14 protein-coding genes and 1 pseudogene are annotated in these 15,639 nt (G+C 40.8%); 11 read left to right on the forward strand and 4 right to left on the reverse strand.

Features of this window, described 5'->3' with window-relative positions:
• The 7 genes from O9300_RS00530 (at window position 1) to O9300_RS00560 (ending at window position 4,577) form a co-directional block, all read left to right on the forward strand.
• Complete coding sequence (locus O9300_RS00530; RefSeq protein ID WP_287969395.1) at window positions 1-252, forward strand: EsaB/YukD family protein; 252 nt, start codon at window positions 1-3, stop codon at window positions 250-252.
• 2 nt (window positions 253-254) lie between these two features.
• Window positions 255-749: a ubiquitin-conjugating enzyme E2 gene (locus tag O9300_RS00535; protein WP_287739674.1), complete on the forward strand. Its 495-nt coding sequence runs from the start codon at window positions 255-257 to the stop codon at window positions 747-749.
• 104 nt (window positions 750-853) lie between these two features.
• Complete coding sequence (locus O9300_RS00540; protein ID WP_287969398.1) at window positions 854-2,131, forward strand: Mov34/MPN/PAD-1 family protein; 1,278 nt, start codon at window positions 854-856, stop codon at window positions 2,129-2,131.
• Window positions 2,132-2,423: 292 nt separating this feature from the next.
• The gene (locus O9300_RS00545) at window positions 2,424-2,618 is read left to right on the forward strand and encodes a hypothetical protein (protein WP_232023740.1); all 195 of its coding nucleotides are present in this window, start codon (window positions 2,424-2,426) and stop codon (window positions 2,616-2,618) included.
• Between the two features lie 16 nt (window positions 2,619-2,634).
• Entirely contained in the window at window positions 2,635-3,204 is a 570-nt protein-coding gene (locus O9300_RS00550) for a hypothetical protein (protein WP_287739677.1), read from the forward strand.
• Between the two features lie 30 nt (window positions 3,205-3,234).
• The gene (locus O9300_RS00555; protein ID WP_287739678.1) at window positions 3,235-3,837 is read left to right on the forward strand and encodes a hypothetical protein; all 603 of its coding nucleotides are present in this window, start codon (window positions 3,235-3,237) and stop codon (window positions 3,835-3,837) included.
• Window positions 3,838-4,013: 176 nt separating this feature from the next.
• Window positions 4,014-4,577, forward strand: coding sequence for a Uma2 family endonuclease (locus O9300_RS00560; protein WP_272015323.1), 564 nt, complete (start codon window positions 4,014-4,016; stop codon window positions 4,575-4,577).
• A 131-nt stretch (window positions 4,578-4,708) separates the two neighbouring features.
• Here O9300_RS00560 and O9300_RS00565 read toward each other — a convergent pair whose 3' ends face one another.
• Window positions 4,709-5,368 carry an SDR family oxidoreductase gene (locus O9300_RS00565; protein ID WP_287969402.1) on the reverse strand — a complete coding sequence of 220 codons (660 nt, stop codon included), beginning with the start codon at window positions 5,366-5,368 and terminating at the stop codon, window positions 4,709-4,711.
• Window positions 5,369-5,491: 123 nt separating this feature from the next.
• On the opposite strand from O9300_RS00565, the gene O9300_RS00570 reads away from it, so the two are divergent.
• From O9300_RS00570 to O9300_RS00580, 3 genes are all read left to right on the forward strand, one after another.
• Window positions 5,492-6,196, forward strand: a complete 705-nt coding sequence (locus O9300_RS00570) for a DUF1997 domain-containing protein (RefSeq protein WP_287969404.1) — start codon at window positions 5,492-5,494, stop codon at window positions 6,194-6,196.
• Between the two features lie 152 nt (window positions 6,197-6,348).
• Window positions 6,349-8,142, forward strand: coding sequence for a translational GTPase TypA (gene typA, locus O9300_RS00575; RefSeq protein ID WP_287731961.1), 1,794 nt, complete (start codon window positions 6,349-6,351; stop codon window positions 8,140-8,142).
• Window positions 8,143-8,346: 204 nt separating this feature from the next.
• Window positions 8,347-9,318 (forward strand): ribose-phosphate pyrophosphokinase, encoded by a 972-nt coding sequence (locus O9300_RS00580; protein WP_287969456.1) that lies wholly within the window; start codon window positions 8,347-8,349, stop codon window positions 9,316-9,318.
• A 272-nt stretch (window positions 9,319-9,590) separates the two neighbouring features.
• Here the strand turns inward: O9300_RS00580 and lepB are convergent, their stop codons facing one another.
• Window positions 9,591-10,193, reverse strand: a complete 603-nt coding sequence (gene lepB / locus O9300_RS00585; protein ID WP_287739680.1) for a signal peptidase I — start codon at window positions 10,191-10,193, stop codon at window positions 9,591-9,593.
• A 294-nt stretch (window positions 10,194-10,487) separates the two neighbouring features.
• Here lepB and O9300_RS00590 point away from each other — a divergent pair, with 294 nt between their 5' ends.
• On the forward strand, window positions 10,488-12,659 hold the full coding sequence (locus O9300_RS00590; protein WP_287969406.1) for an EF-hand domain-containing protein: 2,172 nt from the start codon (window positions 10,488-10,490) through the stop codon (window positions 12,657-12,659).
• A gap of 187 nt (window positions 12,660-12,846) precedes the next feature.
• Here the strand turns inward: O9300_RS00590 and O9300_RS00595 are convergent.
• Both O9300_RS00595 and O9300_RS00600 read right to left on the reverse strand, forming a co-directional pair.
• Window positions 12,847-13,518, reverse strand: a pseudogene (locus O9300_RS00595) (DUF2290 domain-containing protein).
• Between the two features lie 7 nt (window positions 13,519-13,525).
• Window positions 13,526-15,625: a DEAD/DEAH box helicase gene (locus tag O9300_RS00600; RefSeq protein ID WP_287969409.1), complete on the reverse strand. Its 2,100-nt coding sequence runs from the start codon at window positions 15,623-15,625 to the stop codon at window positions 13,526-13,528.
• Window positions 15,626-15,639 lie beyond the last annotated feature (14 nt).

The raw sequence follows: 15,639 nt of genomic DNA on the forward strand, positions 1-15,639 counted from the left end.
ATGAGCGATTTATCTGTTACCGTTCGTATGGCAGATGGAACCCGTAAAGCTGCTGTAACTTTACCTGCCACTTTGACAGTAGATCAAATTGTTTCTACTACTCAATCCAAATGGAATTTACCTGCTAATGTTGATTATTCAGTGCGTTTAGAGAGTACAAGACAAGAATTAAATGGTTCAAGCACTTTAGCTTCAGCAGGGGTTCAAAATGGCGATGTTTTAGAAGTTTATCCTATCTTAGAGGCGGGTTAATTATGGGTGTTAGAGAAACAAGGCTAACCAATGATTTACGACAAGTCTCAGAATTAATTGCGAATTCTGGCGGTAGTTTAAAACTGATTTCTAAAACAGGAAATCCCCCCTATGAATATATCATCGAATACCGATGTAAGGGGATAGAACAAGTTAATGGGAATAATCCTGTTTATCGCAATACTCATCAGGTAAAAATCATACTAGGAACTAATTATCCTAGAGAAAAACCCAGTGCACAGTTTTTAACGCCCATTTTTCATCCTAATGTTTTTTCTAACCAAAATGTCTGTCTAGGAAATTATTGGACACCGGGAGAAACCGTAACCGAGTTAATTTTGAGAATTGGCAAAATTATTCAATACTCTAAAGATGTCCTAAATTTAAACAGTCCTGCTAATAGTACAGCAAAAACTTGGGCTAGTAATAATATGTCAAGGTTTCCCGTTGATACCCAAACCTTAAAAGTTAATTTTGGTTGGACTGATATCAGTTAGGCTAATCTTTAAGGTCGAAAAAGAATGGGCAATTTTCTTAGATGATTGCCCTCAATGTCCGTAAAAACTTTTTTGCTTACTCACTATTCCATAGGTAAATTATCATGTCTAACCGAGAAGAAATAAATATCGTCTGGCAAGAAAGCGATGATGTTTATAAACCAATTCCTAAAAATCTCAGGGATTTTATGGGACAAAAAGGTATTAATCGTCAACCTGAAGAAAGCGAAAGCGTATATGGAGTATATATTAATGCCGATGCTTTAAGAAATCTAAAAGCTCATTTAAAATCTAACCTAAGAGTTGAACAAGGGGGAATTCTTTTCGGGAATGCTTATGAAGATACTGATTTAGGAATCTATGTTGATATTACCGCAGCCGTGGCCGCCCCTGCTACTGTTGGCACAGGCGCACATTTAGATTTTACCCCTAATTCTTGGACAGGAATTATGGACTATGCTAAGGCACAACATCCAGACGATAATATTGTGGGTTGGTATCACTCTCATCCCAATTTAAGTGCTTTTATGTCTGGGACAGATATGAACACGCAACAGGCATTTTTTTATCATCCTTGGTGCTTATCTATTGTTTATGATCCCTGTCGTGAAGACATGAAATTTTTTCTGGGAAGAACGGCTCAACAAATTAAACCTAAAATTTATGGAAATGTTGGGGCTAATTTACCAAGTGAAAAATATCCAGAAAAAAGAACAGATAAAATATCCTGGCAAGATGGTCCACGAAGAAAGACCAAAAGACCTACTAGACGAAATTCAGATGTCATCAGACCTCTGATATTATCGTTAATAATTGTTATCTTCCTTTTACTACTTGCTAATTTACTAGGTTTAGGTAATATCTCTAGCAGTCAACAACATAACTCTCCGTTTGACTTTTACTTAGAAGAAATGTCATCAAAAGATTTTCAAAACCTAAGGGAGTTAAGCGATAGCCACCCAGAGTATCTTAAGTCTTCTGTTTTTAAAGGTGGGGATAAGCTTGGTAGTGGTGGAAGAGTTAAACTGCTTGTCGCTAAACCCTCACAAAAACAGTCAATTCAATCGGTTAATTTAAAATATCAAGAAATTGATTTATCTCGGAAAATGGATATCGTCGATGCTCGATCTATTTTTCATCCTCATTTTGATAATTACTTTCAAGGAAGTAATTTCCAAAATCGAAGTATTCCTATATCAGTCGGCGAGAATGCTGATAAAGGCTTTATTTTCTTTATGTATAGCTACAATTCAAATCCCAATCAAGAAGATTTAGGAAAAAGTGGAGAAAGTGTAGATAGCGTTATTTACATACCAAATCGTATTGAATATCTAACTAAAAACACTTCTCATCTACAAAGAATCAGGGAGGGATTAAAATAATCAGGAAGGGATTATTATGAGCAACAATAACAGTAATTCTGGATGTTCTGGTTGGCTTGGTATCATATATCTTCTAGCTTTAATTGCATGGTTTCCGATTGGGTGGATAATCCTTGCTATAATAATCGTAATAGGTGTTATTAGCAATAATAGCTCTAATGGAAGCAGAAGTAGCGGTGGGTCAAAGTCACAATCATCATCAACTTCACCTTCTAGAAATACACCCGTTGTTGCTTTTCCTGATGATCTTCATAATATTCTGATTGATATAAGTCAGGGAGAAATTAGAGATATGATTAGTCAAGAACCCTTTCGGCCTGGAGAAAAAGTTTATCTATGTTCAGTCCACCGATTAGCTTACCATGAAGATAGTTGGCAATATAATAATTGTCAATGCAGTTCTTGTGGTCATGGAAACAGCACTAAAGCTTATACTGTGCCTAGTCCCATTGATTTAAGACAAATTAAATGGGAAGATCGTGGATAATTAATAGGTTATCTCTATGTTTTGGTTAGTTGCCGTTGGATGTATTTTTATTGCTGGAATTATTATTTATTGTTTTAATAAAGCCAACGGTTCGAGACTATTATCCTACCGTAGAAATTCTAGACAATTAACTGATACATCTTCAATTAGATGGCGAGATATTTCCACATCATCATCTAATCGACCTACTCCCACACCTGATCAATCTTCAATAGTATGGCGGGATATTCCTCCCGAATTATCTAATTCTAACCCACAAGAATTTACTTTACCTGAGTTTGAATTAGTTGAAGTATGGGAATCAAACGATTTTTTAGAAGATTCATCTAATGATCATTCTACGAATAACAATACTGCCTTTTTAGATACTGACTATAATCCCACCATTCAAGAATTATTAAAATCAGTCATTGGTTCAAGGGATCTCTTAACTCAAGCAGAATTTCGACCTAGACAACAGGTTTATTTCTGTAGTAACTGTACTCTAGCTCATCGTCAAGATAGTTGGCAAGAAAGTGGAAATAGGTGTAATCAATGTGGAAGTAGTGAACACACTCGATTATATACTTTACCTGATAATAATTAATTTAATTTGACTTAAAAAAGGAAACCAAAAATGAAGCAAATTTACGGAATTGAACCTGATTTATGTATTCACAATCCAGCGTTAATCCTAGATTTCGGTAAAGATATTATTTTACCTCAATATTTCTATGATCAACTTAAACATCTTCAAGCGGGTAATTATTATCAAGCAACCGAATCAGCTAATCAAATTTTTCAATCTTTACAACCCATTGAAGAATTAGACAATATTCTTGCTTTTAAAACACCTCAAAACGGGTTCATTTACTTTCTAAATCAAGAAATTAGTGTAAACAACACTGAATTTACCGAAGATCAATTTGATCTTAGCAACCCCTTACATCGATATTTATTAAGTTTATTGAGTTTTTCCCGATTATTAGAAACTCCCACTACTTTTTTGATCAATTCATCTGCACTAATCTCAAAATGTACTCTGTTAAAATTTGGCTTAGTTAATGTTAGCGATTTTTCCCATTACAGTGAGTCATGGCTAAACGCAGACCTGCTTTTATCAATTGAATCTAAACTTACTGCGGTAACTCCCAGAAGAGAAATTACAGAAATTGAATGGACTGATGATCCGGAGATAATCGGTCAGTTTATTCCTAATATTTCTTGGCAAGATTTGTAAAGTGGCGTTGTCAGATCAGAATATGAAAGATGCAATGCAATCCTTGCTATCAAAGTAATTTGAGTTCCCATCTGATTCGGATCATCTTTCAATTTGACAACGCCCCGTTTTTGATCTTCTCTGCTTGGAGAAATTGCGTTAAAATTAACGATCATAGCGATCAATAAAAAAATTTTATGGTTGTCACTGTTAATAATTCCCTGACACTAAGGGAATTTCTACAATTACCAGAAACTAAACCCGCCAAGGAATTTATTGACGGTCAAATTATTCCTAAACCAATGCCCCAAGGTAAACATAGCACTATTCAAGGTGATTTGGTTCCGGCTATTAACGCCAGTCTAAAACCCCAACGAATTGCCCGTGCTTATCCCGAATTGCGTTGTACTTTTGGCAGTCGTTCTCTAGTTCCTGATGTTTCAGTTTTTCTCTGGGAAAATATTCCTCGCGATAGCGAGGGAAAAGTATTAAATACTTTTGCGATCGCTCCTGACTGGCTAATTGAAATTCTCTCTCCAGATCAAAATCAGACTAAAGTTGTTAAAAATATCCTTTATTGTCTGGATCACGGCACTCAAATGGGTTGGTTAATCGATCCAGAAGAAGAAATTATCTTTGTTTATTTTAGTGATCGAACTATCGCTATTTTTGAATCAGAAAATGCTCTTTTACCCGTCCCCGCTTTTGCTACGAATTTTCAAATCACCCTCGGTCAATTATTTGACTGGTTAAGAGGTTAACGGATTATCAGTTATCAGTTACCAGTTATCAGATATGAGTTTTTAGTTTCCACATTTGGGTTATCATTTCACTGATTACTGTTTGCTGATTACTGTTTACTGTTCACTGATTACTGATTACTGTTCACTGTTTAGGTGACACTTTGAAACAATTGAGGCCAATCGAGATTGGGTGCGTCTGAGGGGGCAACAATTTCGAGAATTTTATTGTTAGCGGCGGGATAAAATAGGGATTCTACGCAAACGGAAGCCACTTTTGTGCGGGGAATATTGCCCTCAGAAAGGGTATCGGCGGATGACATTTTAATGGCATTAAGATTATCATCGTTTTTGAGGCCTCCGGGGCGCACGATCGTGTAGGTTAGTCCACTATTGATTAAATAGGCTTCCGCTTGTTTTTTCCAGAATAAAATTAACCAAAAGAGATTGAGGGGGTGGAAAAAGTTGGATACACAGAGGGAAGTAACGAGAACAAAATGTTCGATTCCTTTCTTTTTTGCGGCATCGATGAGATTTTTAGTTCCCAAGTAGTCCACTAACAAAGGTTCCGTGGGATTAAAACTCGGTCTGGCTCCCGTGGCGCATAGCAAAACGCTACAATCAGCGATTAGTGCCTCTAACTTATCGGCCTGTTGGACATCTCCGACGACGATTTCCACCCCTGCTGGCAAAATTTCCGCCGCTTTCTCTGGGTTTCTCACCAAAGCGCGTACGGGAATCTGACGTTCGACTAATTGGGCAACGATTCGCCGTCCCGTTTCCCCTGTGGCTCCTGCTACAAATGCTTTCATCGCTTCTTGACCTAATAGTTTTTAACAATACGTTACACTAATCTCAATTCTACAAATTTCCCCGATCCTTTGGCAGTTAATCCCCAACTGTTTCTAGCACTATCATTTTCCAGGTTTTAAGTCATGCAGCGTCCCCCCATTAACTCCCTAGCTCGCGAATCTGTAGAAGTCAAAGAAGACAATCAATTTCTCGGTTTTCAAACCCATTTTGCCGGATGTATGGATATGTATAGCAATCAGGACAAGGTTGCCGATTATCTGGGCGCTCACGAAGGTTGGTTTTGTCGTTGTGCCGAACCGATGAAAACTCTGCCCTTCGGTGACAATGGTTATATTATCACCATCGGTAAATATGGTGCTTTTGGCTATGAACTGGAGCCGAAAATCGCCGTGGTTCTGGAGCTGCCCGTCAATGGAGTCTATCATACTCGCAGTGTTCCCATTCCCGATCAACCGTTTTTAGGCTATCTAGTGGATTATCAGGCAATTATGAAACTAGAGGAAATGCCGCTATCTTCTCCTAGTCAGGAAATTGAGGCAATTTTTCGGCAACAGGGACGGGATATTCCGGCGGTTATCACCCAAGTCACCTGGGAACTGCGTATGGATGTTATGGTTAAGTTTCCCAAGTTTATTTATAAGATTCCCCGTTCAATTCTCCAAAAAACCGGTGATAAACTGTTGACGCAAATTGTTCGCCAAGTTTCCCCCCGCTTAACCTACAAAGTTCAAGAGGATTTTCACTCTAGCTTCAATTTACCCCTACCCCCTGCCTCCAGTCGTCTTTTCTATCGTCTCGACTCCTGCGAGGGTGGGTTACTTGCCTAGGGTTTGGGGGGTCTGTCAACAGTAAGCAGTAGAGCTTGCTGATGGGAAACCAAGGAAAAATAAAGATTTGCTAACGGTGCTGGTCAGTCTAAGCTAGAATTATTAAGAAATGTTTACTTGTAAAAATAAACCTAAGACTACTTCAATATTTTATGTCTCTGCCTATCCGTAACGTTGCTATCATTGCTCACGTTGACCACGGGAAAACCACCCTCGTCGATGCACTCCTCAAACAGTCGGGAATCTTTCGAGAAGGGGAAGATGTACCCACCTGCGTCATGGATTCCAATGACCTCGAAAGAGAACGCGGTATCACCATTCTGGCCAAAAACACCGCCGTTCGTTACCAAGACACCCTGATTAACATCGTCGATACTCCCGGTCACGCCGACTTTGGTGGCGAAGTGGAACGGGTTTTAGGCATGGTGGACGGTTGTATCCTGATTGTCGATGCTAACGAGGGGCCGATGCCCCAAACCCGTTTTGTGCTGAAAAAAGCCCTAGAAAAGGGATTAAGACCGATTGTCGTGGTCAATAAAATCGATCGCCCTAACGTCGATCCTAACCTAGCCGTGGACAAAGTTTTCGATCTGTTTGTGGAACTGGGTGCCGATGACGACCAATGTGATTTTACTACTCTGTTCGCTTCCGGGATGCAAGGATTCGCCAAAGAAAGTCTCGAAGACGAGGACAAAGATATGCAGCCCCTCTTTGAAGCGATTTTACACCACGTTCCACCACCGGCCGGGGACGTTAACAAACCCCTACAGCTGCAAGTAACCACCCTCGATTACTCGGAATACTTAGGACGCATCGTTATCGGCCGCATCCATAACGGCGTAATTAAAGCTGGTCAACAGGCAGCTTTAGTAAAGGATACGGGCGCGGTTGTCAAGGGTAAAATAACAAAACTTCTTGGTTTTGAAGGTCTTAAACGGGTGGAACTAAACGAGGCCAGCGCCGGTAATATCGTCGCCGTGGCTGGTTTTGCCGACGCTAACATCGGGGAAACCGTAACTTTAGCCGATGACCCGCAAGCTTTACCCCTAATTAAAGTCGATGAACCGACCCTACAAATGACCTTCTCGGTGAACGATTCTCCCTTTGCCGGTCAGGAAGGCACTTTTGTCACCTCGCGGCAAATTCGCGATCGTCTAATGCGAGAATTAGAAACTAATGTCGCCCTGCGGGTGGAAGAAAGTGATTCTGCCGAGAAATTCCTGGTTTCGGGACGGGGGGAACTGCATTTAGGCATTCTCATCGAAACCATGCGTCGGGAAGGCTACGAATTCCAAGTATCGCAGCCGCAAGTTATCTACCGCGAAATTAACGGTCAACCCTGCGAACCCTACGAATACCTCGTTTTAGATGTACCCGAAGAAGCGGTGGGTTCCAGTATCGAACGTCTCGGCCAACGGAAAGGGGAAATGCAGGATATGCAGACGGGCAGCAATGGCCGTACTCAATTGGAATTCGTGATTCCGGCCCGGGGTTTAATCGGTTTCCGGGGCGAATTTATCCGTCTGAGTCGCGGTGAGGGGATTATGAACCATAGTTTTCTCGAATATCGTCCTTTCTCCGGGGAATTAGCCACCCGTTACAATGGCGTGATTACTGCCTTTGAGGAAGGAGTCGCCACTTTCTACGCCCTCAAAAACGCCGAAGACCGGGGAGTATTCTTTATTACTCCGGGGACAAGAGTGTATAAAAACATGATTATCGGCGAAAGCAACCGGCCCCAGGACGTGGAGATCAATATCTGCAAAACTAAACAGTTAACTAACCATCGTTCCGCCACCGGGGATGAATTGGTTCAGTTACAATCCCCCGTGGATATGAGTCTCGAACGCGCCCTCGAATACATTGGACCAGATGAGTTGGTAGAAATTACCCCGAAATCGATCCGTCTGCGTAAATTACCGGTGAAAAAGTTAGCCAAACGTTAATCGGTTTTGACAAAATCCGGCGGCAATTTTGCCATGGCCGTTGCTGCTAAAAGGGGCAGCAATGGCTCGAAGATGATCGGTAATTGGTTAAGATTGAGATCTAACAAAGAAATCCACTCAGATTTTCAACAAAACTGAGATGATAGAAAAAAGTGCCTTGAGTTTGAGGGTAAAGAATCTGCTGTGAGCTATTCTGCTACTTTGATGCGACATCCGATGTTTCCCGCCGCGTCGGACAGCAATCGTCTGCGTCTCTTTTCGGGATCCGCTAATGTATCTCTCGCCCAAGAGGTGGCCCGTTATCTGGGTATGGATGTGGGGCCGATGATTCGTAAACGTTTCGCCGATGGTGAATTGTACATCCAGATTCAGGAATCGATCCGGGGCTGTGATGTCTATTTAATTCAACCCTGTTGCAATCCCGTCAACGATCACTTGATGGAATTGTTGATCATGATTGATGCCTGTCGTCGTGCTTCTGCCCGACAAATTACCGCCGTAATTCCCTATTATGGTTATGCTCGCGCCGATCGCAAAACCGCCGGCCGGGAATCGATCGCCGCTAAACTGGTGGCTAATCTGATCACGGAAGCGGGGGCAAGTCGCGTGTTGGCCATGGATTTGCATTCGGCCCAAATTCAAGGTTATTTCGATATTCCCTTCGATCACGTTTACGGTTCCCCAGTGGTGGTGGACTATCTTCTCAGTAAAAAATTACCCGATATCGTCGTGGTTTCTCCCGATGTGGGTGGGGTGGCCAGGGCGCGGGCTTTTGCCAAAAAACTCAGTGATGCTCCCCTAGCAATTATTGATAAACGCCGGCAAACCCATAATGTGGCGGAAGTGATGAACTTGATCGGCGATGTTAAGGATAAAACGGCGGTTTTAGTCGATGATATGATCGATACGGCCGGTACGATCGCTCAAGGGGCGCAGTTACTGAAAGCCAAGGGGGCGCGACAGGTTTATGCTTGTGCCACCCATCCGGTTTTTTCTGGTCCTGCGATCGAGCGTTTATCCAGTGGCATAGTCGAGGAAGTGATCGTTACTAACACGATTCCCGTCCCCCAAGAACATTTTTTCCCGCAACTGAAAGTCTTGCCGGTTGCCCCGATTCTGGGGGAGGCCATATGGCGCATCCATGAGGACAATTCCGTGAGTAATATGTTCAAATAGACGGACGAATCCCCCTAAAACTAGGGGGAATTTTTATATTTAGGGCTTGCTGAATAAATGTGAAATGTAGGCAAGGTAAGGGTTTTGTGGCTTTTCTCGTGAAACAGGTGCAAGATTTTGAGAGAATCGTGCTTCAAAACCTTGCGTCTTCATCAGCCCGCGTCCTGTAGGGGCGAAGCATTCGGGCAATAACCTATCGGTGAAACCGTAGATTTTCTATCCGAATGCTTCGCCCGTACTTTTTGCCGCAAACCCTATTTATTTTCTTGACATTAATTCTGATTTGTGGCAGCGTCGGGGTTGTCAAGTCCTCCCAGACGATTGAAGGGCCAAAAACGCACCACGGCGCGACCGATTAAGTTGTCCCGGGGAACGAAGCCCCAAGCGTGGGAATCATAACTATTATTGCGATTATCGCCCAAAACCAAATATTGATCGGGGGGAACTGTCACCGGTCCGAAAGTATAATTAGGTTCTTCGGCGATATACTTTTCCGCTAAAACTTTACCGTTGACGTGAACTAGACCGTTTTTGACTTCCACCTTATCCCCCGGCAGTCCAATCACCCGTTTAATAAAAGCATCATGAAAATTTTGAGCTTTGAGAGCGGCTGTCGGACTAAAAACCACTATATCACCCCGTTCTGGCTTCTGAAAATGATAGCTAACTTTCTCGATAATTAGGCGATCGTTAATCTGGAGAGTGGGTTCCATGGAAGAAGAGGGAATATAACGGGCCTCGGCCACAAAAGTGCGGATGCCAAAAGCCAAAATTCCAGCCGTGACAATGGTTTTAACTGCTTCTAGCCAAGGGTTTTCTTGGGGGACGGGAGGAGGAGAGGGTTTTTCGGATTTATGGTTCAAGCTTTCAGCCATAGAATTTAAACTTTTGAGAAGGATTAAGCCAATACGCTCTTTAATGTTCTAGTCTAGTGATAGTAGCAGCGTAGATAATATTTTAAGACAATTTTCCCACATATACTGGATCACTGTTAATTTGTCAACGCCGCACCCTGCTGCCTGAAGGGGAATTTCCTCGGGGGTAGAAAAAGGCAATGCAGTCCCTCAAAAAGGCAAGTTTTTCGCCGCTATTAAAGTAAAAGCTTGATAATTCGAGGATTGAAGCCCTAATCTCCCTTAAAAGTCTCTTCTCCGTCACTACTTAGACCTATGTTTGCACAAATTCCCGAACGATCAATGCACTATCTGCGATGGGTTGTTACCATCGCTTGGTTAATTCTGATATTTTCTCTGTTTTTTGACCCGATTTCGGCACAATTAACCGATACTAATAATCTCTCTAGTCCCCTGAGAGTTGATCCCGATGTGTGCATTAAAGTCCAGGGGGTTTGCTTACCCCAATCCTCCTATCAGTTAGCTGCGCCGATTTTTTGGGGAATAGTGGTTCCTAGTAGCATTTTTATCTTATTAGTATTCGGTCACGAACTCTGGCGGCGTATCTGTCCTTTATCCTTTCTTTCTCAAATACCGCGCGCTTTGGGTAAACAGCGTCAGAAAAAATACACCGATAAATCGGGGAAAGTCCGCTATGAAATCTATAAAGTGCCGAAAAACTCTTGGTTAGCCCGGAATTATCTCTATCTACAATTAAGTCTGTTATTTTTGGGTTTATGCGGACGGATTCTCTTTGATAATTCCGATCGCTTAGTCTTGGGTAGCTTTTTAATCTTTACTATTCTAGGGGCGATCTTTGTGGGTTATTGGTATGGGGGCAAATCTTGGTGTAACTATTTCTGTCCCATGAGTCCAGTGGAAAGGATTTACAGTGAACCGAGGGGTTTACTGAATAGTACCGCTCACGAAGACAGTCGCGGTGGGATTACTCAATCCATGTGTCGTATTGTCCGTGAAGATGGTAGCGAACAAAGTGCCTGTGTTGCCTGTCAGAGTCCCTGTATCGATATCGATGCGGAAAGATCCTATTGGGATGGGATAACTAACAGAGATCGCCAATGGCTTTATTACGGTTATTTTGGCTTAGTTTTTGGCTATTCTATCTATTATTATCTCTATGCTGGCAATTGGGACTATTATTTCTCTGGAGCTTGGGCGCACGAAGAAAATCAACTAGAATCCCTCTTTCAACCGGGTTTTTATCTTGCTGGTCAGGCAATTGCGATTCCGAAGCTGGTAGCTGTTTCCTTAACTTTGGCAATCTGCACTTTTTTGGGTTACTTTCTCGGTAAAAAAGTTGAAAATGCCTATAAAGTCTATAGAATCCGCAAAAAGTCGCCCTTACCGACCGAAATTATCCGTCACCGCGTCTTTACTGTCGGAACTTTTCTGATTTTCAATTTCTTCTTTATTTTCGCTGGTCGTTCTTTTATTAATCTTTTGCCAAAATTTTGGCATTATTTCGCTGATATTTTACCGGCTGTTTTGAGTAGTTTATGGTTATATCGCACCTGGACAAGGGAGCCGGGCCGTTACCAACGAGAAGGACTAGCGGGAAGATTGCGTAAACAGTTGGGTAAACTGGGTCTCGATACGGCTAAATATCTCGATGGGCGATCGCTGGAAGCTTTGGACGCGGATGAGGTGTATGTGTTAGCCAAGATACTGCCGGATTTCACCCACCAGAAGTGTTTAAAAGCCTATAAAGCCGTGTTAAAAGAGGTTTTGGAGGAGGGATATACTGACTTCGGCCACAGCCTCGAAATCCTAGAACAAATGCGCTTAGAGTTGACGATTACCGAGGCCGAACATCAGGCAATTTTAACAGAGTTGGGTGTGGAATCGGCCGAACTTCTCGATCCGGACAAGCAGTATAGTCGCGAGGATTGGTTGCGTTTGCAGAGTTACCGCGATGCTTTGTTAGAAAGTTTGTTGGTGACTTGGAAAAAAGACCCCGATCGCCGGGTGGGGTCAGAATTGCTGGAAGTGTTAACCGGTAAGAGTTCCAGGGAGGCGATCAAGCATTTATTGACGGAATTGCCGGCTGCGGAAACGGAAACTGTCGAGTCTTTGCGTCGCCAGTACAGAGTTACCGGTCAGGAGGAGGAAACGATTCTCCATCGTCCTCTGTCCCGTCAATTATGGCAAAATATCGCCCGTGCTTTTCAGGTCTTCGATCGTCTATCTTTTAGTAGTGACAGCGATCGTGATCAACAGGAAAGAATTTTATTGGAAAGATTCCAGCTATTCGATAGTGATGGCTCCGGACAAATTAGCCTTGAGGAGTTAAAAGCTTGTCTTCAGGCGATCAAACCGGGGGTGACAGACAAGGAAATCGAAGCTATGTTACACCATGCCGATACCGGTCGCGATCATCAGATTAGTTTTCCGGAGTTTCGCAACCTACTGCACCAATTCCACAAATAAACTGTCTTCAGTTAAGGAGTCTTTATTTTCCCTGACTCCTTATTCCTTGAAAAAATAGCTGTTCGCAGGCAGGCACGGATTCCCATTATACTAGAAAGTATAAGGCAAGTTGAGGGATTTTGTCAAGCTTTTTTGAGAAAAAATTTCGAGGTTTCGCTGAACTGTATGAGGGTAAATCCGATAGGGACTATAGAGAGGGAGATTTAATAGCAAAATGTAGTATATTCGTTTCTATTTCAGTTATGGTTTCTGGAAATCGCTGATTGTTAAAATTGATCTGCTCGGAATATAGATGATAGGCTGTATTGTAAAAGTTACGAAGGATAAAAGCAATAAATATGCTGGGTGTTAAAGGGGAGGACACTGGAATTCGGCAGTTTTTGAATTGTCCTAGGGTGAGATGACATCTGGGGTGATGAATCTCTTGAAAATTATCAGGATCGTAATCAAATCTAATCGGTACAGCTACAATATTTTTGTCGATAATATCGGCAAATATCTCATCTTCTTCATATAGTTCTGGCTCATTTTGAAAAGATTATAAATAAGGGGATGAGAAGAAAGCTAGTCTATGGGATAATAACTGCGATCCTTGGAAGCGATAAAGTAATTGAATCAAGGCTCCATCAATCATTTTAATATTATAATTCTTACCGCGATCAAGCTCATCATAAATATCTTGATAGGCAACATTTTTTAGGGCAATGGATAAGTCGGAACTATTGGCATAGCTAATCTCAGAAATATTTTGACTCAATTTATTCAAAGTCGGAAAGTTCTGCTGACTTGATAATCCTACTTCTATCAATTTAGCCGTTAAATTTTTAACATCTTTAAAGATATTCTGAACATTAAGCATTTCTTAACTATTCTTGGAATATTTTGATAATTTCGTTTTTTTCATCTGATGAAAATTCTATACTTTTTAACTTGGCAATTAATTCTTGCTTTTCCCTGTCATTTTTATATCTCTTGGTATTAAGAGTATCTCGATAAACCTTCTTCATTTGTTGAAGTTCTTCGGGGGTTGGATAGGTAAACTCAAGAGCAAAATTTCTCGATTTAATTTCCTGAAATTCCCTCTCTAAAGCTGGCATATTTGCTCCATAACCAATAACTCTTAACCAAGCTTTACTTCTAGTCATCGCTGTAAATAAAATATTGCGGTTACTAGCAATTTGTGAACCAGATAAACATTCTTGAGCGTTAATGAAATAAACCATTGCCGCTTCATTGCCTTTTGCACGATAAATCTGTGTAAAAGCAATCGAGTTTTCTTGAAAAAACTCATCGGGAGAAGATGTGCTACCTGCTAAATGAGAATTAATATTTTTTGTAAATAACATTTCTCTAGCTTTTCCAAAAACGTTGCGAGCATTTTTAGGTATTGGATGGATAACCATAATATCTTGGCATCTTAATTCATCTTCGTTGAGATTCTTTGCAATTTGTTCCACTAGCCATTCAAATTGCTCCTGATTGTTATCGAAAGATTTAAAGTTGATAATATCATCGATAGAAGAATGTTCTTCAAGGAATTTAGGACTGGTTTTGGGGGTTCTAATCAGTTTAACAAATTCTCCTGATTTTAATTCTCCTTCTTCAACCTCATAACCAATATCTTGCCATAATTGAGGATTATCAAACATTTGAATTAGTCCCTGTGGATAATAAACTCCAAAACCTAGAGCATGAGCAGAGGACAGAATAGGACGAGAATTTCTGTAACAAGTATTTAAAACCACATCTTGTTGGGGTTCGCTGGGTAAATTCTCCAATTTAACTCTAGGATTACCATGATTATCATTTCCAAAAATAACTTCGGGAGAATGCATGACTTTACTATTTAAGCTTTGCAACTCATCATAGGCATAAACTAAACGTTTATCATCTTTCAAGATTTCATAGCAGAGTCTTAAGAAGTCTTGAGGAAAATCTTGAGCTTCATCAATTAAAATAAGATCATAATATTGATGAAATTTTTTAATCTCTCGGAAGGCTTTTTGACAGACAAACTCAAAAGGGTCTTCATTCAACAAATATGTTAGGTTGTTTGCTTGACTAAAATCTAAATATTCAATATTATGTCGTTTACATAGCTCATAATAAATTCCTTCTATCTCAGGACTTCCCCAAGCGTGAATAATTTTTACTTTTTCCCAGTCTGGTTCGGAATTTTTATGCTCATAACTAAACCGAGTAATTAAATCTTTGTATTGATCCTTTAACGAGCGTGTATAGAAGGTAACAGCAATATTCCAATCGGGATGAGTTGCATGAAGATAAGCTACTTTCAGCGCTAAGACAATTGTTTTTCCCGAACCTGCTAAACCTCTAATTCTTTGTACACCTTTAGTGGTTTCTAAAACAGCCTTATTTTGAGTTTCATCAAGATTAGCGATAGAATCTTCTAATTTTTTTAACTTTGCTCCCCTAGAATCTGGTTTAACAACATAACTGCGAGCGTCTTTTTTTCTAATGGTTGTAACAGCTTGTATAACTGAGTTGACTTTCTCGAAATATTCAGAATCATTGCCTTGACATTTCTTGATAAAATCATCAAGATCTTTATCTTTAATAAGAACAGGATATTCCTCTGGGTTAATTCCTTCTGGATAATTATTCCAAATCGGTGCATAGGTGGCTACAGAAATGTTAACTATTAGCTTTCTTTTTTGAACAAGCTCTTTATAAGACAGCAGTTTTGCTTCTAACTTGGTTATGCTCTCGTCTTGAGTGCCTTCAATATCCAAATCATAATTTTTTCCCTCATCAATATTAAAAATAATAACCCCTTGCTGACGAGAGACTAATAGAGCATCAATTTGATATCCTCCTTGGGGAGTTCCAATAATAGGATAGCCGATATACAATGTTCCCTCTATATCTGTTCTTTCCTCAAAATATTTAGCTAATCTTTGAGAAGATACAGGTTTAGCTGAAGAACCGCGAATAACGTTAACCATAATTTTTACCTCGG

Origin of the sequence: Microcystis sp. LE19-195.1E (assembly GCF_027532095.1) — a bacterium.
In the GTDB taxonomy this organism is placed as follows: domain Bacteria; phylum Cyanobacteriota; class Cyanobacteriia; order Cyanobacteriales; family Microcystaceae; genus Microcystis; species Microcystis aeruginosa.

Coding starts and splice junctions, on each gene's coding strand:
- O9300_RS00560 (WP_272015323.1), top strand. CDS start 4,014: ATGGTTGTCACTGTTAATAATTCCCTGACACTAAGGGAATTTCTACAA.
- O9300_RS00550 (WP_287739677.1), top strand. CDS start 2,635: ATGTTTTGGTTAGTTGCCGTTGGATGTATTTTTATTGCTGGAATTATT.
- O9300_RS00530 (WP_287969395.1), top strand. CDS start 1: ATGAGCGATTTATCTGTTACCGTTCGTATGGCAGATGGAACCCGTAAA.
- O9300_RS00580 (WP_287969456.1), top strand. CDS start 8,347: ATGCGACATCCGATGTTTCCCGCCGCGTCGGACAGCAATCGTCTGCGT.
- O9300_RS00590 (WP_287969406.1), top strand. CDS start 10,488: ATGTTTGCACAAATTCCCGAACGATCAATGCACTATCTGCGATGGGTT.
- O9300_RS00600 (WP_287969409.1), bottom strand. CDS start 15,625: ATGGTTAACGTTATTCGCGGTTCTTCAGCTAAACCTGTATCTTCTCAA.
- O9300_RS00565 (WP_287969402.1), bottom strand. CDS start 5,368: ATGAAAGCATTTGTAGCAGGAGCCACAGGGGAAACGGGACGGCGAATC.
- O9300_RS00555 (WP_287739678.1), top strand. CDS start 3,235: ATGAAGCAAATTTACGGAATTGAACCTGATTTATGTATTCACAATCCA.
- lepB (WP_287739680.1), bottom strand. CDS start 10,193: ATGGCTGAAAGCTTGAACCATAAATCCGAAAAACCCTCTCCTCCTCCC.
- O9300_RS00540 (WP_287969398.1), top strand. CDS start 854: ATGTCTAACCGAGAAGAAATAAATATCGTCTGGCAAGAAAGCGATGAT.
- O9300_RS00545 (WP_232023740.1), top strand. CDS start 2,424: ATGATTAGTCAAGAACCCTTTCGGCCTGGAGAAAAAGTTTATCTATGT.
- O9300_RS00570 (WP_287969404.1), top strand. CDS start 5,492: ATGCAGCGTCCCCCCATTAACTCCCTAGCTCGCGAATCTGTAGAAGTC.
- typA (WP_287731961.1), top strand. CDS start 6,349: ATGTCTCTGCCTATCCGTAACGTTGCTATCATTGCTCACGTTGACCAC.
- O9300_RS00535 (WP_287739674.1), top strand. CDS start 255: ATGGGTGTTAGAGAAACAAGGCTAACCAATGATTTACGACAAGTCTCA.